This window comes from Burkholderia sp. Bp9090 (assembly GCF_003857985.1).
Classification (GTDB): Bacteria; Pseudomonadota; Gammaproteobacteria; order Burkholderiales; family Burkholderiaceae; genus Burkholderia.
In genome coordinates, this window is the sequence record NZ_QTPV01000003.1 from 155,978 (window position 1) to 175,466 (window position 19,489).

The window sequence follows — 19,489 nt, forward strand, 5'->3', positions numbered from 1 at the left end:
GCACGCGCACAGGAGGAACCAACATGTCCGCCACGATCGACCCCACCACCGAACTGGACCACCTGCTCGCCACCGCCGTGCAGGACGACAAGGAGGCCGGCATCTTCCGCTGCCGCCGCGACATCTTCACGAACGAGGCGCTGTACGAGCTCGAGATGAAGCACATCTTCGAGCGCAACTGGGTGTACCTCGCGCACGAAAGCCAGATCCCGAACAACAACGATTACTACACGACGTGGATCGGCCGCCAGCCGGTCGTCATCACGCGCGACAAGACCGGCGAGCTGCACGCGGTGATCAATGCATGCGCGCACAAGGGCGCGATGCTGTGCCGGCGCAAGCACGGCAACAAGGGCAGCTTCACGTGCCCGTTCCACGGCTGGACCTTCTCGAACACCGGCAAGCTGCTGAAGGTGAAGGACGAGAAGACGACCGAGTATCCGGTGCAGTTCAACACGCACGGCTCGCACGACCTGAAGAAGGTCGCGCGCTTCCAGAACTATCGCGGCTTCCTGTTCGGCAGCCTCAGCGACGACGTGCTGCCGCTCGAGGACTACCTCGGCGAGGCGCGCGTGATCATCGACCAGATCGTCGACCAGGCGCCGAACGGCCTCGAAGTGCTGCGCGGCAACTCCTCCTACATCTACGAAGGCAACTGGAAGATGCAGATGGAGAACGGCTGCGACGGCTATCACGTGAGCACCGTGCACTGGAACTACGCGGCGACGATGGGCCGCCGCAAGGAGGACGGCACCAAGGCCGTCGACGCGAACAGTTGGAGCAAGTCGGTCGCCGGCGTGTACGGCTTCGACCACGGCCACATCCTGCTGTGGACCAAGACGATGAACCCCGAAGTGCGGCCCGTGTACCAGCACCGCGACGAGATCAAGGCGCGCGTGGGCGAAGTGCAGGCCGACTTCATCGTGAACCAGACGCGCAACCTGTGCGTGTACCCGAACGTGTTCCTGATGGACCAGTTCAGCACGCAGATCCGCGTGGTGCGCCCGCTCGGCGTCGACAAGACCGAAGTCAGCATCTTCTGCTTCGCGCCGAAGGGCGAGAGCGACGCCGACCGCGAGACGCGGATCCGCCAGTACGAGGACTTCTTCAATGTGAGCGGCATGGGCACGGCCGACGACCTCGAGGAGTTCCGCGCGTGCCAGGCCGGCTACGCGGGCATCACGGCGATGTGGAACGACCTGTCGCGCGGCGCGCCGCTGTGGATCGACGGGCCGGACGAGAACGCGAAACGGATGGGGCTGAACCCGCGCATGTCGGGCGAGCGCAGCGAGGACGAAGGGCTGTTCGTGTGCCAGCACGAACACTGGGTGCGCGTGATGCGCGATGCACTGAAGCAGGAACGCGGGGAGGTGGAAGCATGAACATCGATTACCGGACCATCTGCGCGGCGCTGTATCGCGAAGCGCGCCTGCTCGACGACCGCGAGTGGGACGCGTGGCTCACCTGCTACACGGAAGACGTCACGTACTGGATGCCCGCGTGGGACGACGACGACCGGCCGACCGACGATCCGCACAGCCAGATCTCGCTGATGTACTACGCGGATCGCGGCGGCCTCGAGGATCGCGTGTTCCGGATCAAGACCGAGCGCAGCGGCGCGTCGACGCCCGAGCCGCGCACGAGCCACAACGTGACGAACGTCGAGGTGCTGGCCGAGCGCGACGGCGAGGTGGACGTGCGCTACAACTTCCACACGCTGAACCACCGCTACCGCGTGACCGATCACTTCTTCGGCACGATGTTCGTCACGTTGCGCCAGGTGGGCGACGCGCTGCTGATCTCGAACAAGAAGATCGTGCTGAAGAACGACTACATCCGGCAGGTGCTCGACGTGTACCACGTCTGACGCCGATTGTTTCGACCAGTAACACAGGGAGACGAGGTCATGTCCACCTACAAGATTGCACTGAACTTCGAGGACGGGGTCACCCGCTTCATCGACTGCAAGGCCGGCGAGAAGGTGCTCGACGCCGCGTTCCGCGCGAAGATCAACCTCCCGATGGACTGCTCCGACGGCGTGTGCGGCACCTGCAAGTGCCGCGCCGAAAGCGGCAGCTACGACCTCGGCGACGACTACATCGACGACGCGCTCACCGAGGACGAGAAGGACGGCGGCCTCGTGCTGACGTGCCAGATGGTGCCGCAAAGCGATTGCGTGATCGCGGTGCCGAGCTCGTCGGTCGCATGCAAGACCGGCCACAGCGCGTTCGCCGCGACCGTGACGAAGGTCGACCAGCACAACGACGCGGCGATCGTGCTCGAACTCGACGTCGACACGGCCGCACCGGTGTTCCTGCCGGGCCAGTACGTGAACATCGGCGTGCCGGGCAGCGGCCAGCACCGCTCGTACTCGTTCTCGTCCGCGCCGGGCGACACGAAGGTCGGATTCCTGATCAAGAAGATTCCGGGCGGCGTGATGAGCACGTGGCTCGAATCGGCCAAGCCCGGCGACACGCTCGAACTGAACGGGCCGCTCGGCAGCTTCTACCTGCGCGACGTCGCGCGGCCGCTGCTGTTCCTCGCGGGCGGCACGGGTCTCGCGCCGTTCCTGTCGATGCTCGAGGTGCTCGCGCGCAGCGGTTCGCAGCAGAAGGTGCACCTGATCTACGGCGTGACGCGCGATCTCGACCTCGTGCTGGTCGACGCGATCGAAGCGTATGCGGCGAAGCTGCCGAACTTCAGCTTTGCGACGGTCGTCGCCGATGCGGCGTCGAGCCACGAACGCAAGGGCTGGGTCACGCAGCACATTCCGGCCGATGCGCTGAACGACGGCGACGTGGACGTCTATCTGTGCGGCCCGCCGCCGATGGTCGACGCGGTGCGCCAGTACTTCGACGATCAAGGCGTGAAGCCCAACAGCTTCCACTACGAGAAGTTCACCCCGAACGTGACGGCAAAGGCGGCATGACCATGCAACGATTCTCCGGAAAGGTCGTCGTCGTCACCGGCGCGGCGCAGGGCATCGGCCGCGGCGTCGCACTGCGCGCGGCGGCCGAGGGCGGCCAGGTGCTGTTCGTCGACCGCGCGGACTTCGTGGCCGAGGTGGCCGCCGAAGCGGCGGGTGGCAACACGGCCGGCTTCGTCGCGGATCTCGAGACCTACGACGGCGCGCGCGCGGCGATGGCGTGCGCGGTCGCGACGTTCGGCCGGATCGACGTGCTGATCAACGGCGTCGGCGGCGCGATCCGGATGCGGCCGTTCGCCGAGTTCGAACCCGAGCAGATCGACGCCGAAATCCGCCGCTCGCTGATGCCGACGCTCTACAGCTGCCACGCGGTGCTGCCGCACTTGCTGGCCGCGGGCGGCGGCACGATCGTCAACGTATCGTCGAACGCGACGCGCGGGATTCGCCGCGTGCCGTATTCGGCGGCGAAAGGCGGCGTCAATGCGCTGACGGCGGCGCTCGCGATGGAATACGCGGAGCACAACGTCCGCGTGGTCGCGACCGCGCCGGGCGGCACCACGGCGCCGCCACGCCGCGTGCCGCGCAATGCGGCCGGCGACAACGCGCAGGAGCAGGCGTGGATGGCCGAAGCGGTGCGGCAGGTGACCGATTCGACGTTCTTCAAGCGCTATGGCAGCCTCGACGAGCAGATCGCGCCGATCCTGTTCCTCGCGTCGGACGAGGCGAGCTACATCACCGGCACGGTGCTGCCGGTCGCGGGTGGCGATACGGGTTGAGCGGCGCGCGCCGAGCCGCGCGCTTCTTCCGACACGTGCGCGCCGCAGCCCGCAGCCCGGCGTGCGCGCGAACGACCATCCAACAACCATCCAACAACCGGCCGGCGCCGACACGCCGGCCCCGGAGACACTCATGCCCAAACGCGAAGCGATCATCCCCGCCGGAATGGAAGCCGTGTACGAGAAAATCGGCTACGCGCCGGCGGTCAAGGTCGGAGATACCGTCTATGTATCCGGCCAGATCGGCCGCGATGCCGCGATGCAGCTCGTCGAAGGCCGCGAGGCGCAGATCGTGCAGGCGTTCGAGAACCTGAAGCGAGTGCTCGAGGCGGCCGGCGCATCGCTCGACGACGTGGTCGACCTGACGACCTTCCACACCGACATGCGCGACCTGCCGCTGTTCATGGAGGTACGCGACCGCTATCTGCATGCGCATCCGCGGCCCGCGTGGACCGCGGTCGGCGCGCACATGCTCGGCGGCTCGCCCGGTTACATCGTCGAGATCAAGGCCGTCGCGGTGCAGGCGGACTGATACGCGACCCCTTCACGCCGTAATTCAAAAACGATAAACGGATCGCCCCGCAACGACGGGGCGATCCTGGAGACGCTTTCATGACTGCTGCTTCCGTTCGCTCGATTCCCGCGCTGATCGACGACGCGCCGCTCGGCGCGTTGCAGATTCGCGTACTCGCGCTGTGCGTGCTGATCGCGCTGCTCGACGGCTTCGACACGCAGGCGATCGCGTTTACCGGCCCGGCGATCCTCGCGTCGTTCCGGCTGCCGGCCGGCGCGCTCGCCCCGATCCTGACCGCCGGGATCGTCGGCATGACGATCGGCGCGATGACGCTTGGCCTCGTCGGCGACCGCATCGGCCGCCGGCCGGCGATCATGATCGGCCTTGCTCTGTTCGGCAGCGCGACGCTCGCCACGGCGTGGGCCGGCGACCCGCGCCACATCCTCGCGCTGCGCTTCGTCGCGGGGCTCGGGATGGGCGGCTGCACGCCGGTGCTGCTCGCGCTCGCGGCCGAATACTGTCCGGCCCGGCTGCGCGGCGCGGTGATGACGGGCGTGCTGCTCGGCCTGCCCGCCGGCGCGATGCTCGGCGGGCTGCTCGCCGCGCGCATGCTGCCGGTGATCGGCTGGCCGGGGATCTTCGTCGTGGGCGGCGCGGCGCCGCTCGCGGTGCTCGGCCTCGTCGCGCTGCTGCTGCCGGAGTCGCTGTTTTATCTGGCGTCGCGTGACGACGCACGCGCGCAGCAGCGGATGCGGGCGACGCTGTCGAAGATCGTCGCACAGGCGCTGCCGTCCGACGCGCGCCTGTCCGTGCCCGAAGAGGCGACGACGAAAGCGAGCGTCGCCGCGCTGTTCCGCGACGGCCACGCGGGCAACACGCTCGGCATCTGGGCGATCTACCTGCTGAACTGGATCGCATGGTTCATGCTGCTGTCGTGGCTGCCGACGGTGCTGAAGGCGGCCGGCCTGACCGCGCAGCAGGCGCCGGTCGGCACCGTGATCGTCAATGCGGTGTTCATCGTCTGCGCGATCCCGCTGTCGATCGTGCTGCCGCGCGTGAATACGCGCAACCTGCTCGGCGCGATGTTCGCGTCCGGCATCGTGATCGCGCTCGCCCTCGGCTACGCCGGCACGAACTGGGCGCTGGTGTTCGCGCTCGTCGGCGCGGCCGGGTTCGGCATCGGCGGGCAGCAGATCGCGCTGAACTACCTGATCGTCGGCGCGTATCCGACCGCGCTGCGCGCGACCGCGACCGGCTGGGCGATCGGGATGGGCCGCGCGGGCGCGATCGCCGGCTCGGCCGTCGGCGGCACGTTCCTGGCGTGGGGCGGGCCGTCCGGATTCTTCCTCGCGCTGGCCGTGCCGCTCGCGGGCGCCGCGCTTGCCACGCTCTGCTTGCGCCCGGGCCGGTCCGACGTCGAAGCGGCGCCGGCGATGCCGCACTGAGCGCGTGAACCGGCCGGTCCGGTTCGTACGGTTCGATTAGTCATACATGTCGATCGCGGCCGGGGTTCAGCGGTGGATCGCCGCCCGCAACCGTCTCACATCCTGCTCCGACACCGGTGCGGCGCGATTGCCCCACGCGCCGCGCACATAGCTGACCACCGCGGCGATCTCGCTGCTGGTCAGCGCGCCGCGCATCGCCGGCATCCGCTGCACGGGCCCGTGCGTGCCGGGCGCCGGCCGTGCGCCTTCGACGACGATCCGGATCGCGCTGGTCGGGTCGGCCGCGAGCACGGCGGAATTGCCGGCGAGCGGCGGCCCGCGCCCGGGCACGCCCGCGCCGTCGGCGCCGTGGCAACGCGCACAGAATGCTGCATACACGCCGGCTCCCGGTGCCTGCTGGCCGCCTTCCGGCTGCGGCCCGGCGGCCGTCAGCCGCGGGACGCCGACGCCGAGCGGATTCGTCGCGGCGGTCGGTTGCGCGGGCAACGACTTCAGGTACACGGCGATCGCGTGGCGGTCCGCATCCGTCAGCCGCGCGGTGCTCTCGGCGACGACCGGTGCCATCGCGCCGAACACGGCACCGCGCACCGCGTGGCCGCTGCGCAGGAACGCGGCGAGGTCGTCGGTGGTCCAGCGCCCGAGGCCGTCCGCATCCGCGCGGGTCAGGTTCGGCGCGAACCAGTGATCGTTGATGCCGCCCGTCAGGAACGCGGGACTGCGTTCGTCGTAGCCGCGCTCGTTGTAGGCCGGGCCGCGCGGCGTATGGCATGCGCCGCAGTGGCCGAGCCCCTGCACGAGATACGCGCCGCGATTCCATTCCGGTGATTGCGACGGCCGCGGCGCGAAACGGTCGTGGTTCGCGAACGCGAGGCTCCATAGCGCGAGCGCCCAGCGCTGGTTGAACGGAAACGGCAGTTGCGTGAGCTTCGCAGCGTTCGCGGACGGCGCCACGCCGCGCATGAAATACGCATACAGCGCGCGCACGTCATCGTCGGTCATGCGCGCGAACGACGGGTACGGCATCGCCGGATAGAGCCGGCTGCCGTCCGCGCGCACGCCGCGCCGCAACGCGTCGTCGAACTGCCGCAGCGTGTAGTCGCCGATGCCGTGAGCCGTGTCCGGCGTGATGTTCGGCGCATAGATCGGTCCGAACGGGGAATTCACCGGCTGGCCGCCCGCGTACGGCGTGTGGTCGGCCGCGTCGTGGCAGGCCGCGCAGTCGCCGGCGAGTGCGAGATAGCGGCCGCGCGCGAGGGTGGCGGCATCGGCGCTCGCGGCGGCGGCGGCGACCACCGGGCGACGGGCGGCCGCCGCGGACGCCGCATCGCGCGGCGTGGCGGACGCCCCCGACGCTGCCGAATCCGACGCCGTCGCATCGCGCGACCGCGACAGCCGGCGATCGCTTTCCACCCGCGCCGACATCGACGCCCCGGCATCGGCTGCCGCGCGAATCTTCACGAACCGCCAGCCCGATGCGGGCTCGGCCGCTTCGGCCGCCGACGCGTCGTCGGCCGTATCGCCGGCGGACATCGCGTGGTCGTCGCGCTGCATGTCGCATGCGGCGAGCGCGGCGCACGCGGCGAGCGCGACGCCGACGCCGCGCCCCGGAACGAGACGCGCCGGGCGCGAAACGATCGAAGCGAGCGCAGCGAACGAGATCAGCGCCATGGACTGCACGGCCCCAGGAAAGCGGTGACGATCCCCGTGAACACGAGACCAATCACGAACCCGAGCGCGGCGAGCATCCCGCAGCGCGCGAGGAATCGCGTGCTGTCGTCGCGCGTCGCGGCCTCCACATCGGCGTCATGCCGGCGTTGCCAGGTGCGCACGAGCCACGTGGCGGAGACGGCTGCCAGCGCGAACGCGCACGCGGCGATCAGCGCGAGCCACACGCCGACGTGCGCCCAGCGCGGCACCGCCTGCGCGACGCCGAGCGGATAGCAGGCGGTCGACGCGAGCGTTTCGGACGCGAGCATCTGCGCGAACCACAGCGCGGGCGCGCCGACCAGGCCGGCCGCGATCGCGAGCAAGGGCGTCCACGAGCGTCGCGCGCCGTTCATCCCGGGCTCCTGAGCCAGTACGGCGACACGTACAGCGCGGTGAAGATGAACAGCCACACGATGTCGACGAAGTGCCAGTAGAGCCCGCCGACCGTCAGCGCGACGCGTCGCTCGCGGCCGAAGAAGCCGGCGGCGGTCCACCCGGCGAGCAGCGCGAGGATCACGAGGCCGGCCACCACGTGTGCGAGGTGGAAGCCGGTGATCGTGAAGTACAAGCTGCCGTACAGATGCGCGGTCGGGCCGTACGGATGGTCGCGCCACTCGTGCAGTTGCACGAGCGCGAACGCGACGCCGAGCGCCAGCGCGACGGCGAGCGCGGCCACCGCGCGGGTTTGCCTGCCGGCTCGCACCGCGCGCTCGGCGAGCCACACGAACCCGCTGCTCGACAGCAGCACGACCGTGTTGCCGGCCGCGAGCCCGAGCTTCGGCATCCCTTCGGGCGGCCACGGCGCGGCCGCTTGCGACTGCAGGTAGAAATAGCAGAACAGCAGGTAGCCGAACAGTCCGGCCTCGGTCACGATCAGCGTGATGACGCCCCACCAGCCGCCCGCGCGTTCGCCGTAACTGCCGACCGGCAACGGCTCGACGCACGCGGCCGGCGCGCCGGGCGGCACCGCGGCCGACGGCGGCCGTTCCGGATCCAGCCCGGCCGCTGCCGACGGTGCCTGCGTGGTATCGCGGGCCGGCAGGCGCGCGCGCTGCCCGAGCGTGCGGCGCGGCCACAGCCACACGGCGGTCCCGATCGCGCAGCCGGCGACGGCCGCGCACACGAGCGTCGGCGAGCGCGCCAGCATCGCGGCGCACACCGCGGTCGCGAGCAGCGCGAGCACGAACGGCACGCTGCTGTCCTCGGGCATCTTCAGGATCGCGCTCGGCGTCGCCGCGAGCGGCGTGACGGCGAGCGCCTCGCGCCCGTCCGCGAGCCGGTAGCCGACCTGCACGCTGGTGCGCTTCGCGTCGTCGTGCGTTTCCCACAGCGGGTGCCGCGACGCCACGAGCGGCAGCACCGCGAAGTTGTACACGGGCGCGGGCGACGCGACCGACCATTCGAGCCCGGCCGCACCCCACGGATTGCCGCCGGCGCGCGCGCCGCGCCGCGCGCTGACCAGCGCGTTGACGACGAACATCACGATCCCGATGCCGAACACGAACGAGCCGATCGTCGTCAGCAGGTTCGACGTGTCCCAGCCCATTCCGGACGGATAGGTATAGATGCGGCGCGGCATCCCGAGCAGCCCGGAGACGTGCATCGGGAAGAAGCCGAGGTTGAAGCCGGCCAGCACGACCCAGAACGTCAGGCGTCCGAAGCGCTCGTTCATCATCCGCCCGGTGAATTTCGGGAACCAGTACGTGAGCCCGCCGAGCACCGGGAACACGTTGATGCCGAGCAGCACGTAATGCAGGTGCGCGACGACGAAATACGTGTCGGTCAGCTGCCAGTCGAGCGGCACCGCGGCCGTCATCACGCCGGACACGCCGCCGATCACGAACATCAGCACGAAGCCCGCGAAATACAGGAACGGCGTGCGGAACACCGGGCGGCCGGTCCAGATCGTCGCGAGCCACGCGAACACCGCGACCGCGCTCGGGATCGAGATCAGCATGCTCGCCGCGCCGAAGAACGCGAGCGCGAGCGGCGCGATGCCGGTCGCGAACATGTGGTGGACCCACACCTCGAAGCCGATCAGCATCGTCGCCACCGTCGATACCGCGACGGCCTCGTAGGCGACGAGCGGCCGGCGGCAGAAGGTCGGCAGCGCGTCCGACACGATCCCCATCGCGGGCAGCACGACCACGTACACCCACGGGTGCGCGAACATCCAGAACAGGTGCTGCCACAACAGCGGCCGCCCGCCGTTCGCGACATCGAAGAAGTGCGTGCCGGCATTGCGGTCGAGCCACAGCAGCAGGAACGCGAGGCTCACGGACGGCACCGCGACGAGGTTCGCAACCGATGCGGTGAGCGTGCCCCACACGATGATCGGCAGCCGGTCGATCGACATCCCGTGCGCGCGCATCCGCAGCAGCGTGACGACGAAGTTCGCGGCGCCGCCGGTCGTCGAGATGCCGAGCAGGATCATGCCGAGCTCATAGATGTCGATGTTCGCGCCGGCGCTGTAGTCGAGCGACGCGAGCGGCACGTAATTGAACCAGCCGCCGTCCGGCACCGCGCCGAGCGGGAAGCTCGCATACAGGAACAGCCCGGCGAACAGGAACGCCCAGTACGAGAATGCGTTCAGGCGCGGGAACGCCATGTCGCGCGAGCCGAGCATCAGCGGCCACAGATAGTTCGCGAAGCCGGACAGCACCGGCAGCGCGTACAGGAAGATCATCGTGACGCCGTGCATCGTGAACAGCGCGTCGTATTGCGCAGGCGTGAGCACCGTCGCATCCGGCCGCGCGAGCTGGATGCGCATCACGAGCGCCTCGACGCCGCCGAGCAGCAGGAACGCGAACGCGGTGACGATGTAGCGCAGCCCGATGCGCTTGTGGTCGACCGTGCGGAGCCGGCCGCGCCAGCCGGGTTCCGATTCCCACAGGCCGGCCAGTTCGCGCTCGTGCGCGGAGCCGGGCGGCGCTTCGCCGAGGTCCGGCACGCGGCTGAGCGGGGCGGGCGGGTCGCGGGCAACGGCCATCGTCATCCTCCGTTCAGTGCAGCGTCGCGAGATACGCGGCGAGATCGTCGGCGTCGCGCGGCGCGAGCGCGAACGACGGCATCAGCGTCTGCGGCTTGATCTGCTGCGCTTGCGCGAGCCAGCGCCGCAGGTTGTTGGGCGTGTTGTCCAGCGTGCCGGCCGCGAGCAGCCGGCGCGACCCGAGATGCGACAGGTCGGGGCCCGCGTCGCCGGCCGTGTCGGTGCCACGTACGGCATGGCAGCCCGCACAGCGCGCGGCGAACAGGCGCTGGCCGCGCTGCTCGGCGCCGGCCGCCGGGGCAGGCGCCGGCTGCCGCTGGGCGGCGAGCCACGCGCGAAACGCATCGGGCGGTTCGGCCACGACCTCGAACGCCATGTGCGCGTGCTGCGCGCCGCAGTATTGCGAGCACTGTCCGCGATAGACGCCCGGCCGGTCGGCCTGCAGCCACTGGTGATTCGTCTGGCCCGGGATCGTCTGCGTCTTGCCGGCCAGTTGCGGGACCCAGAACGCATGGATCACGTCCGCACTCTTCAGTTCGACCGCGACGGGTTCGCCGACCGGGATGTGGATCTCGTTCGCGGTGACGAACGCGGTGCCACCCGCGTCGTCCGGATAGCGCACGGCCCACCACCAGTCGCGCGCGGTCACGACGATCGTGAGCGTGGGCGGACGCGGCGGCGCTGCGACCGCGCCGAGCACGCGCAGCATGTAGACCAGCGCGCCGAACAGCAGCGCGATCGAGATCGCGGAGCCGACCGTCACGATCGCGAGCCCGCTGCCGTGACCGCCGCCCGCCTGAGCGCGGCGGCGAAACATCGCGATCAGCAGCAGCACCGCGATCGTCGCGCAGACGAACGTGCACAGCGCGAGCAAGGCCCAGCCGAGCACGAGCACCGGATCTGCAGCGGGGCCGGCAGCATGCGCGACGTACGCGAGCGGCAGCGGGCCGGCGGGTGACGCAGAAGCGTCGGCCGCACGCGCTGCCCGCGGCGCGACGATGCACGCGGCCGCGGCGATGCCGGCAATACCGGCGATATCGGCGGTATCGGCGGTATCGGCAATACGGCACGCATTCATGAACGGCGGGACGAGCAACGGCGACTCCTTGCCGGATCCGGCGGCGTGACGACAAACCGTTCGCGGCGGAGCAAGTTCCGTGCGCGTCCGGCGCGCAGGCGAGGCGCCCGGCGTTGTGCACGCAACGTGCAGCGCGTTACAGCCGGCTTGTAAATCGGGCGACGGTTCATCGTTCGGGGGCAGGGTGCCGCGGCTCGTGCGATATCCGGCACGCAGTTTGCTACGCCGATCGTGTTACGGCCGGCAACCCCGGGAATGTCTCGGCGGCGTGCCGGCCACCGCGAACAAACAGGAGGAATCGACCGTGAGGACCGTCGCCATCACGAGTGCGAATGCCGGGGGCGGCCGGGCCGCCACTCATGCGTTCGCGCGACGCGGTGCCAAGGTCGCGCTGCCTGCCCGCGATCCGCGCGCGCTGCCCGACATCGCGTGCGAAGTGCGCGCGCATGGCGTCGAAGCGCTGCCGATCGCCGTCGACGTCGGCGACGCCGCCGCGCGCAAGCTGAACCGGTGAGCGCGATGCTAATCGAGGACTACGCGCTGATCGGCGACGGCCGCAGTGCCGCGCTCGTCGCGCTCGATGGCAGCATCGACTGGCTGTGCTGGCCGGACTTCGATTCGCCGCCATGCTTTGCCGCACTCGTCGGCACGCCGGACAACGGCCGCTTCCGCATCGGGCCGCGCGAGCCGGGGGCCCGCGCGACGCGCCGCTACCTGCCGGGCAGCGCGGTGCTCGAAACGACGTTCGAGACGTCGTCCGGCTGCGTCGTCGTGATCGACTGGATGAACTGGGCGGCGCCCGACCCGTGCCTGATCCGCAGCGTGCGTGGCGAGCGCGGCACGGTCGAACTCGACGTCGATCTCGGCGTGCGCTTCGACTACGGCCACGCGCTGCCGTGGTGTCGGCGGCTCGGCCGGCGCTGGCGGATGATGACGGGCGGCGACGCGATGTGGCTCGATACCGACGCGCACCTCGACGTGCGGGACGACCGGCTCGTCGGCACGCAGCGGATCGCCGCGGGCGAGCGCGCGGATTTCTGCATCAGCTATGCGCGTTCATATGACCGGCCGCCGCCCTTGCCGGATGCGTACGCGTCGCTGCGCGACACGCTCGCGTCGTGGCGCGCCTGGTCGACGTGCAATACGGCGCAAGGCCCGTATCGCGACGCGATCGAGCGCGCGCTGATCACGGTGAAGCTGCTGTCGAGCGTGCGCACGGGCGGCATCGTCGCGGCGCCGACGAGCTCGCTGCCCGAATCCTTCGGCGGCATGCGCAACTGGGACTACCGGTACTGCTGGCTGCGCGACGCGAGCTTCACGCTGCGCGCGCTGGTGCGCTGCGGCTACCGCGACGAGGCGGCGCGCTGGCGCGACTGGCTGGTGCGCGCGATCGCCGATCATCCGGCGCAATTGCAGGTGCTGTACGCGGCCGACGGCGGCCGGCGGGCGGACGAATGGGAAGCCGCGCACCTGGCCGGTTACGAAGGCGCGCGGCCGGTGCGCTTCGGCAACGCGGCGGCCGAACAACTGCAGCTCGACGTGTACGGCGAAGTGCTGGCCGCGCTGTACCAGGCGCGCCGGCACGGGCTGCCGCCCGACGACGACGCATGGATGCTCGAGCGGCGACTGCTCGAGCATCTCGCGACGATCTGGCGCGAGCCGGACGAAGGGATCTGGGAAGTGCGCAGCGGCCGGCACCCGTTCACGTCGTCGAAGGTGATGGTATGGGCGGCCGTCGAAAGCGCGTGCCGCTCCGCGCACGCGTTCGATCATCACGCGCCGCTCGACGCGTGGCGGCGCTGGGCCGATACCGTGCATGCGGACGTCCTCGCGCGCGGCTACCACGCGAAACTCGGCCGCTTTGTCGACCGCTACGACGGTGACGGGCTCGACGTGAGCCTGCTGCTGATTCCGCTGACGGGGATGCTCGACGCGTCCGACCCGCGCGTCGCGGCGACGGTCGCTGCGATCGAGCGCGAGCTGGTCGAGGACGGCCTGCCGTTCCGTTATCGCCCGCCGCGCTTCGACGATGGTTGCGAGGGCAACGAGGGCACGTTCGTCGCGGCCGGCTTCTGGCTGGTGCAGGTGTACCGGATGCAGGGACGCGACGCCGACGCGCACGCGCTGTTCGAGCGGCTGCTGGGCCTGCGCAACGACGTCGGTCTGCTGGCCGAGGAGTACGACGTGAAGGCGCGGCGCATGTGCGGGAATTTCCCGTTCGCGCTCGCGCAGGTCGGCCTGGTCAACGCGGCGCTCGCGCTGCAGGACGGCGGCGGCGACGTCGACATCGGCTGACCCACCGCGCTGCGCCGCGCCGCACGCGACGGGGCGGCACGACACGCGCACCGCGCCGTCCCGCCCGTGATGCGCTACGACCGGCTTGTCCCGCCCTTGCCACCGTGTTCGCCGTTGCCCGGCAGCACGGCCGACAGAACCTGCCGCGCGGTCTCGACGATCACGTTCGCCTCGCGTGCGTCGCCCTTCACCAGCGTTTGCGCGAAGTGCTTCGCCTGCTGCAGCGTCACGTGCGGCGGCAGCGGCGGCACTTCCGGATCGCTCTTGACCTCGAGCACGACCGGACGGTCGGACGCGAGCGCCTCGTCCCACGCGGCGCCGAGCTGCTCCGGGTCGTCGACGTAGATGCCCTTCAACCCGAGCAGCGTCGCGAAGCGGTAGTACGGCACATCCGGAATCTGCTGCGATGCGTCGAACTTCGGGTCGCCTTCCATCACGCGCTGCTCCCACGTGACCTGGTTCAGGTCCTCGTTGTTCAGCACCATGCAGATCCAGCGCGGATCGGGCCATTGCCGCCAGTACTTCGCGACGGTGATCAACTCGGCCATGTTGTTCATCTGCATCGCGCCGTCGCCGACCATCGCGATCACGGGGCGCGCCGGGTGCGCGAACTTGGCGGCGATCGCATACGGCACGGCGGCGCCCATCGACGCGAGGCCGCCGGACAGCGAGCCCATCATCCCGCGCCGCATCATCAGGTCGCGCGCATACCAGTTTGCGCAGGAGCCCGAATCGCTCGTCAGGATCACGTCTCCGGGCAGCCGTGGCGACAGCTCGGTGAACGCGCGTTGCGGATTCACGCCGCGACCGGGGCTCGCCTGCGCGGCCGCGCGTGCCGCGAGCGTGTCGCGCCAGTCCGCATTCCATTTCGCGATCCGGTCGCGCCAGCCGGTGTCGTCCCGTTCCTTCAGCAGGGGCAGCAGCGCGCGCAACGTCTCGGCGCTGTCGCCGACGAGGTTGACCTCCATCGGGTAGCGCAGGCTCAGCATGTCGGCCTTAAGGTCGATCTGCACGCCGCGTGCCTCGCCTTCCTTCGGCAGGAATTCCGAATAAGGGAAACCGGAGCCCACGACGAGCAGCGTGTCGCATTCGCTCATCAGCTCGTAGCTCGGCCGGGTGCCGAGCAGCCCGATCGAGCCGGTCACCCACGGCAGGTCGTCGGGCAGCGCCGCCTTGCCGAGCAGCGCCTTCGCCGCGCCCGCGCCGAGGCGGTCGGCCACCGCGATCACCTCGTCGGTCGCACGCAGCGCGCCCGCGCCGACCAGCATCGCGACCCGCTTGCCGGCATTGAGCACGTCGGCCGCGCGCTGCAGGTCGTCGGGATAGGGCACCACCTTCGGCGGCGTGTAGCCGATCCCCGAATGCACGGTGCCGTGCGCGCGCTTCGGCGGCGCGTAGTCGAGCGACTGGAGGTCGTTCGGCAGCACCAGCGCGGTGACCGTGCGCGCACCGAGCGCGATGCGCACCGCGCGGTCGACCAGGTGGCGCACCTGGCCCGGCACGACGGCAAGCTGGACGAATGCGCCCGCAACGTCCTTGAACAGCGCCGGCAGGTCGACTTCCTGCTGGTAGTGGCCGCCGAGCGCCGCGCGCGCCTGCTGGCCGACGATCGCGAGCACCGGCATGTGGTCGAGCCGCGCGTCGTACAGGCCGGTCACGAGGTGCGTGGCGCCGGGGCCCGAGGTCGCGACGCACACGCCGAGCTCGCCTGTAAATTTTGCATGCGCGGACGCCATGAAGGCGGCCATCTCCTCGTGGCGCGCCTGCACGAACGCGATCTTGTCCTCGGCCCGGCCGAGCGCGCCGAAGAAGCCGTTGATGCCGTCGCCCGGGTAGCCGTAGATGCGGCGCACGCCCCAGTCATACAGCCGTTCGACGATGAAATCCGCCACTGTCGCCATGCCGTTTCTCCTTGGTTCGGGATGAGCCGATGCGCCGGGCGCGGGCGATCGCCGTGCGCGGCGTTGCCGGTGCGTCGCGCAATGCGCGTGCCGTCCGGGCGTGCCGGCTGCGTCGGGTACGGGCGTTGCAGGCAGGCGTTGCACGCGAAGAGCAGGCAACCGACCGTTCAATTCCCGAGGAGCCGTGACATGGATGCATTCACCCGCCGCCCGGTGCGCGCGGCCCGGCACTGCGCCGCCTGCGCACTGCTGGTCGCCGCCGCGGCAGCCGTATCGCCGGCCGGGGGCCAATTGCGCCCGCCCGACACCGTGACCGTTCCCGACACCTCGACCCAGGCGTACAAGCGCGCCGACCGCAGGATGATGGATGCGATGGAGGGCGCGCGTTATTCCGGCGACGCCGATCGCGATTTCGTGTCGCAGATGGCGCCGCATCACCAGGGTGCGATCGACATGGCACGGGTCGAGCTGAAGTACGGCAAGGACCCGACGCTGCGGCAGCTCGCGAGCCGCATCGTCGCCGCGCAGCGCGACGAGATCGCGTTGATGGAGCGCTGGCAGAAGATGCACGGCGCGACGCCGTGAGCGCCGGCCATCACGCGGTTGAGCGGGCGCGGTCGGTCGTGTCGCGGCGGGCCGCATCCGAGCAGGGGGCGGGGGCATGACCGACGGCGGATGCCGCATGCCCGCGGCCAGCACCCGGACGGGTGATCCTGCAATTGCAACTAACGGTCAGTCGCATACCCGCCCGCGACACGGATACGCGCGCGCGGCGGCAACGCACGTCGCCGGACGCTCACGCATGAACCGGCTCGCAGGCCGCGGCCGGCTCGTGTACCGCGCCATTCGACGCGCGTCAACGACGCATGCCGCGGTTTTCGTGCCCGGCACCGTCCATGGCCGGCGGTGCTCGCCGGTCGCGGAATTTTCAAGCGCTTGTCATTTCGATCGCCCCGTCGCAGAGTAAGCCACGCGGCCCGGATGCCGCACCGGCGTGCGCGCAACGCCGCCGCAGCGGCGGCGTTGCGGCGAGGAACGGCACATGCTGCACGTGTCGGCGAAGCCCGGCTGTCCCGGGTATCGACCACGGTGCTCCCATGACTTCCAGAACACGCTCGAACAACCCGTTGTTGAATCTCGCGGTAGCCGTCGCGTGCGGCGCGGCGGCGATGTATTTCCTCGATCCGGCGTCGGGCCGGCGGCGGCGCGCGTACGTGCGCGACAAGGCCGCCGCGGGCCGCCACGGCGTGATCGACTACGCGAATACGCAGGCGAAGCGCGCGGCCGATCATGCGCGCGGCGCGATCGCGGGGCTGCGCGCCGACTGGCTCGCCGGCGACGCGGACGACGCACTGGTCACCGAACGCGTGCGTGCCGCGCTGGGCCATCTGGTCGGGCGTCCGCGCGACGTCGACGTGACCGTCGAGCACGGGCACGTGCGCCTGAGCGGGCAGGTGGAAGAAGCGGAACGGCATGCCGTCGTCGACGGCGTGGCCGCGCTGCGCGGTGTGCAGACCGTCGAGGACGCGATGGGCGCACGCAGCGAATACAAGGCGCCGCCCGGCGGCCCGACGCACTGACGGCGACATCGGCTGCGCGCCGGCGGGCGCGGTGAACGAAGCACGACACGAATCCGGCGCACGCGTGGCGGCCGCAACGTCCGTCACGCCGCGCCTCATCCGGAGAACCGCTGATGACCGATCGTCCCTATCCCGCCACGACGCCCCCGGCACCGGAGCCCGACGCGCACCACGCGCTCGAAAGCCTGCTCGGCAGCCTCCACCGCCATGGCTTCCTGCGCTTCGCGAACGAGGTCGTCAGCGCGAATGCGCAGATGGCCGAGACGTTCGTCGGCGCGTTCGACAAGCCGGGCATGCAAAGCGGCATGCAGAACCTCGCGGCACTCGTGACGGCGTTGTCGCGGATTCCGCCGGAGCAGTTCGGCAAGGCCGTGTTCGCGGCAGCCGACGCGCTGCATCACATCGGCGCGTGGCAGCCGGCCGAGCACGAGCACGTCGCGCCCGGCGTGCGCGGCGCGTACCGGCTGTTGCACGACGAAGCGCTGTGGGATGCGCTGACGCCGCTGCTCGAAGGGTTGAAGGTGTTCGCGCAAGGCCTCGCGCGCGAGCCGGAGAATCCGGCGTCGTCCGCGCTCAGCGACAAGCCGGCGGACACGTGACGGCGGCGGGCGCACCGACCCGCGGCATGCAAGGGTTGTGCTGGCTCGCGATCGCTGCGCGTTCCGTCGTCGGCAGCGACGGCGGCATCGTGCCTAGCGGCACGCGCGCGAAAACAGCAGCGAATCGGCGTCGTTGAAGCGGATCCGCACCGGATCGGCATACCCGGCCTTCTGCGCGACGCGGATCGACGCGACGTTGGTCGGTGCGATCAGGCACACGCTGCGTTCGAACCGGTTCTGCGCATCGAGCCAGCCGAGCGCATGCGCCAGCGCCTCGGTCGCATAGCCCTTGCCGTGCGCCCAGCTCGCGAGCGCCCAGCCGGCTTCCGGCACGCCGCGAATCGGCGGCTCGACCGCGCGGTGGAAGTCGGCGAAGCCGAGATCGCCGACATAGCGGCCCGTTGCCTTCTCGCGGATCGCCCAGTAGCCGTAGCCGAGCAGCGGCCACAGCCCGCGATACGCGAGCAGCCGCATCCACGAGTCGCGCGGCGCCGACGGCTTGCCGTTGAAGATGTGCTCGACGACGGTCGGCTCGGTCCACATCGCGGCGAGCGCGTCGAAGTCGCCGAGCGGATGGCCTTCGAGGATCAGGCGGGGCGTGTCGAGAACCGGTGGGGACGTGACGGGCGGCAGGGCGCGGGAGGTCATCGGGCGTTCCATGAGGAAAGGAAGGCGAAGGCGGCACGGTGCGCCGCGCTTGGGTCCCGTACGATACCGCGGAAACTGCGGCGCGGCCGCAAATCCCCGCCGGCAGCGGGGCATGCGAATCGCATCGCCGGGATAGCCGTCGCCCGACGGGGCCGGCACGGGATGGCGGCCGCGTGGCGGCGGCGCGCCCGTGCCGGCCGTTTGCTGTTTCCTACTTCCGGCTTTTCAGGAAGTTGCGGCCGTGCGCGGTGATCGATGCTCCGGAACGGCCATGCGCGGCATGGCTGACGAAGCCCGCGCCGACGAGTTCCTGCTCGACCGACCAGCCGAGTGCCGGCGCATCGCGGCCGTAGCGCACGTCGGCGAGGCGCTCGAGCGCCCAGAGCGCGGACGCGGACAGGTTGGGGGTATTGGACGTGACGTTGTCGTTCATCGCTTCCTCAGGGGACGGGTGATTCAGGGTGAACGGCACGAGGCCGTGGGATCGGGCGACGCGGCGCGCGGCGGCGTCAGCCCGCCTGCAGCAACGGCAACAGCGCCTGGAGCGCGGCTTCCTCGTCGGGGCCGGTGGCAAGCATCTGCGCCGACGTGCCGCCATGCATCTGCAGCGCCGCGATGGCCGTTGCGTCCTTCGCGCTGCCGCTGAGCCCGTTGGCGAGCAGCAGTATCTCGCTTTGGAAGCGGTGCGCCGCCGCGACGATCGCGTCGCGGGACGCGGCCGCACGGCCGCGGTTCCATGCGGGGCCGATTTCAACGTAGACGACGGTTGCCACGTGCGGATCAGCCTCGGGGAAAATCGCCGGAACGGCGTGCAATGGCCGGCCGGCAGCACGGCGGGAACGCGCGGCGCGCGGCTTCCCGACGGGGCGCCGCGCGCCGTGCATCGGGTGCCGGTGCGGCATTCATCTCGAACATGTCGACATCCTCAGCGAAACCGCCATCAAGTCCGGCGAATGATCGAAAGCTGACGATTATAATCCGACAACTGGATTATGTGTATTGCATTATAATGTCGTGTGCGCGTTGCGCTG

Annotated in this window: 19 protein-coding genes; 11 read left to right on the forward strand and 8 right to left on the reverse strand. The window is 70.4% G+C overall.

Annotated elements, in window-relative coordinates; all coding sequences use genetic code 11:
- The first annotated feature begins 23 nt into the window (after window positions 1-23).
- The 6 genes from DIE16_RS04135 (at window position 24) to DIE16_RS04160 (ending at window position 5,661) form a co-directional block, all read left to right on the forward strand.
- Complete coding sequence (locus tag DIE16_RS04135; protein WP_124891870.1) at window positions 24-1,382, forward strand: Rieske 2Fe-2S domain-containing protein; 1,359 nt, start codon at window positions 24-26, stop codon at window positions 1,380-1,382.
- A complete protein-coding gene (gene benB, locus DIE16_RS04140) occupies window positions 1,379-1,867 on the forward strand; it encodes a benzoate 1,2-dioxygenase small subunit (RefSeq protein ID WP_044843430.1) in 489 nt (162 codons plus the stop codon). Before DIE16_RS04135 ends, benB begins: the two co-directional genes overlap by 4 nt.
- Before the next feature lie 39 nt (window positions 1,868-1,906).
- Window positions 1,907-2,929, forward strand: a complete 1,023-nt coding sequence (gene benC, locus DIE16_RS04145) for a benzoate 1,2-dioxygenase electron transfer component BenC (RefSeq protein ID WP_124891871.1) — start codon at window positions 1,907-1,909, stop codon at window positions 2,927-2,929.
- Window positions 2,926-3,702 carry a benzoate diol dehydrogenase BenD gene (gene benD / locus DIE16_RS04150; RefSeq protein WP_124485832.1) on the forward strand — a complete coding sequence of 259 codons (777 nt, stop codon included), beginning with the start codon at window positions 2,926-2,928 and terminating at the stop codon, window positions 3,700-3,702. The genes benC and benD overlap by 4 nt, the downstream gene beginning before the upstream one ends.
- A gap of 133 nt (window positions 3,703-3,835) precedes the next feature.
- The gene (locus DIE16_RS04155; protein ID WP_044843433.1) at window positions 3,836-4,234 is read left to right on the forward strand and encodes a RidA family protein; all 399 of its coding nucleotides are present in this window, start codon (window positions 3,836-3,838) and stop codon (window positions 4,232-4,234) included.
- Window positions 4,235-4,314: 80 nt separating this feature from the next.
- Window positions 4,315-5,661, forward strand: coding sequence for an MFS transporter (locus DIE16_RS04160; protein WP_124891872.1), 1,347 nt, complete (start codon window positions 4,315-4,317; stop codon window positions 5,659-5,661).
- A 66-nt stretch (window positions 5,662-5,727) separates the two neighbouring features.
- Here the strand turns inward: DIE16_RS04160 and DIE16_RS04165 are convergent, their stop codons facing one another.
- Genes DIE16_RS04165 through coxB form a run of 4 tightly spaced genes read right to left on the reverse strand, consistent with a single transcriptional unit; the run spans window position 5,728 to window position 11,453 of the window.
- Complete coding sequence (locus DIE16_RS04165) at window positions 5,728-7,329, reverse strand: cytochrome c (RefSeq protein WP_124891873.1); 1,602 nt, start codon at window positions 7,327-7,329, stop codon at window positions 5,728-5,730.
- A complete protein-coding gene (locus DIE16_RS04170; RefSeq protein ID WP_124891874.1) occupies window positions 7,320-7,721 on the reverse strand; it encodes a cytochrome C oxidase subunit I in 402 nt (133 codons plus the stop codon). The genes DIE16_RS04165 and DIE16_RS04170 overlap by 10 nt, the downstream gene beginning before the upstream one ends.
- Window positions 7,718-10,357, reverse strand: coding sequence for a cytochrome c oxidase subunit I (gene ctaD / locus DIE16_RS04175; RefSeq protein WP_124891875.1), 2,640 nt, complete (start codon window positions 10,355-10,357; stop codon window positions 7,718-7,720). The genes DIE16_RS04170 and ctaD overlap by 4 nt, the downstream gene beginning before the upstream one ends.
- 13 nt (window positions 10,358-10,370) lie before the next feature.
- On the reverse strand, window positions 10,371-11,453 hold the full coding sequence (coxB, locus tag DIE16_RS04180) for a cytochrome c oxidase subunit II (protein WP_409364447.1): 1,083 nt from the start codon (window positions 11,451-11,453) through the stop codon (window positions 10,371-10,373).
- Window positions 11,454-11,739: 286 nt separating this feature from the next.
- Here coxB and DIE16_RS04185 point away from each other — a divergent pair, with 286 nt between their 5' ends.
- Window positions 11,740-11,949: an SDR family NAD(P)-dependent oxidoreductase gene (locus tag DIE16_RS04185; protein WP_124645793.1), complete on the forward strand. Its 210-nt coding sequence runs from the start codon at window positions 11,740-11,742 to the stop codon at window positions 11,947-11,949.
- 5 nt (window positions 11,950-11,954) lie between these two features.
- Complete coding sequence (locus DIE16_RS04190) at window positions 11,955-13,730, forward strand: glycoside hydrolase family 15 protein (RefSeq protein ID WP_124891946.1); 1,776 nt, start codon at window positions 11,955-11,957, stop codon at window positions 13,728-13,730.
- A gap of 74 nt (window positions 13,731-13,804) precedes the next feature.
- On the opposite strand, the gene DIE16_RS04195 is transcribed toward DIE16_RS04190, so the two are convergent.
- Window positions 13,805-15,631, reverse strand: coding sequence for a thiamine pyrophosphate-requiring protein (locus tag DIE16_RS04195; protein WP_124891876.1), 1,827 nt, complete (start codon window positions 15,629-15,631; stop codon window positions 13,805-13,807).
- Between the two features lie 189 nt (window positions 15,632-15,820).
- On the opposite strand from DIE16_RS04195, the gene DIE16_RS04200 reads away from it, so the two are divergent.
- The 3 genes from DIE16_RS04200 to DIE16_RS04210 all read left to right on the forward strand — a co-directional run bounded on the left by DIE16_RS04200 (window position 15,821) and on the right by DIE16_RS04210 (window position 17,810).
- Window positions 15,821-16,216, forward strand: coding sequence for a DUF305 domain-containing protein (locus DIE16_RS04200; RefSeq protein WP_044843440.1), 396 nt, complete (start codon window positions 15,821-15,823; stop codon window positions 16,214-16,216).
- 512 nt (window positions 16,217-16,728) lie between these two features.
- Window positions 16,729-17,211, forward strand: coding sequence for a BON domain-containing protein (locus tag DIE16_RS04205; protein WP_124891877.1), 483 nt, complete (start codon window positions 16,729-16,731; stop codon window positions 17,209-17,211).
- Between the two features lie 113 nt (window positions 17,212-17,324).
- On the forward strand, window positions 17,325-17,810 hold the full coding sequence (locus tag DIE16_RS04210) for a DUF1641 domain-containing protein (RefSeq protein ID WP_124485837.1): 486 nt from the start codon (window positions 17,325-17,327) through the stop codon (window positions 17,808-17,810).
- 93 nt (window positions 17,811-17,903) lie between these two features.
- Here DIE16_RS04210 and DIE16_RS04215 read toward each other — a convergent pair whose 3' ends face one another.
- The 3 genes from DIE16_RS04215 to DIE16_RS04225 all read right to left on the reverse strand — a co-directional run bounded on the left by DIE16_RS04215 (window position 17,904) and on the right by DIE16_RS04225 (window position 19,360).
- The gene (locus DIE16_RS04215) at window positions 17,904-18,458 is read right to left on the reverse strand and encodes a GNAT family N-acetyltransferase (RefSeq protein ID WP_260427264.1); all 555 of its coding nucleotides are present in this window, start codon (window positions 18,456-18,458) and stop codon (window positions 17,904-17,906) included.
- Between the two features lie 211 nt (window positions 18,459-18,669).
- On the reverse strand, window positions 18,670-18,891 hold the full coding sequence (locus DIE16_RS04220) for a hypothetical protein (protein WP_044843444.1): 222 nt from the start codon (window positions 18,889-18,891) through the stop codon (window positions 18,670-18,672).
- Between the two features lie 76 nt (window positions 18,892-18,967).
- Window positions 18,968-19,360 carry an HPr family phosphocarrier protein gene (locus DIE16_RS04225; RefSeq protein ID WP_260434335.1) on the reverse strand — a complete coding sequence of 131 codons (393 nt, stop codon included), beginning with the start codon at window positions 19,358-19,360 and terminating at the stop codon, window positions 18,968-18,970.
- Window positions 19,361-19,489 lie beyond the last annotated feature (129 nt).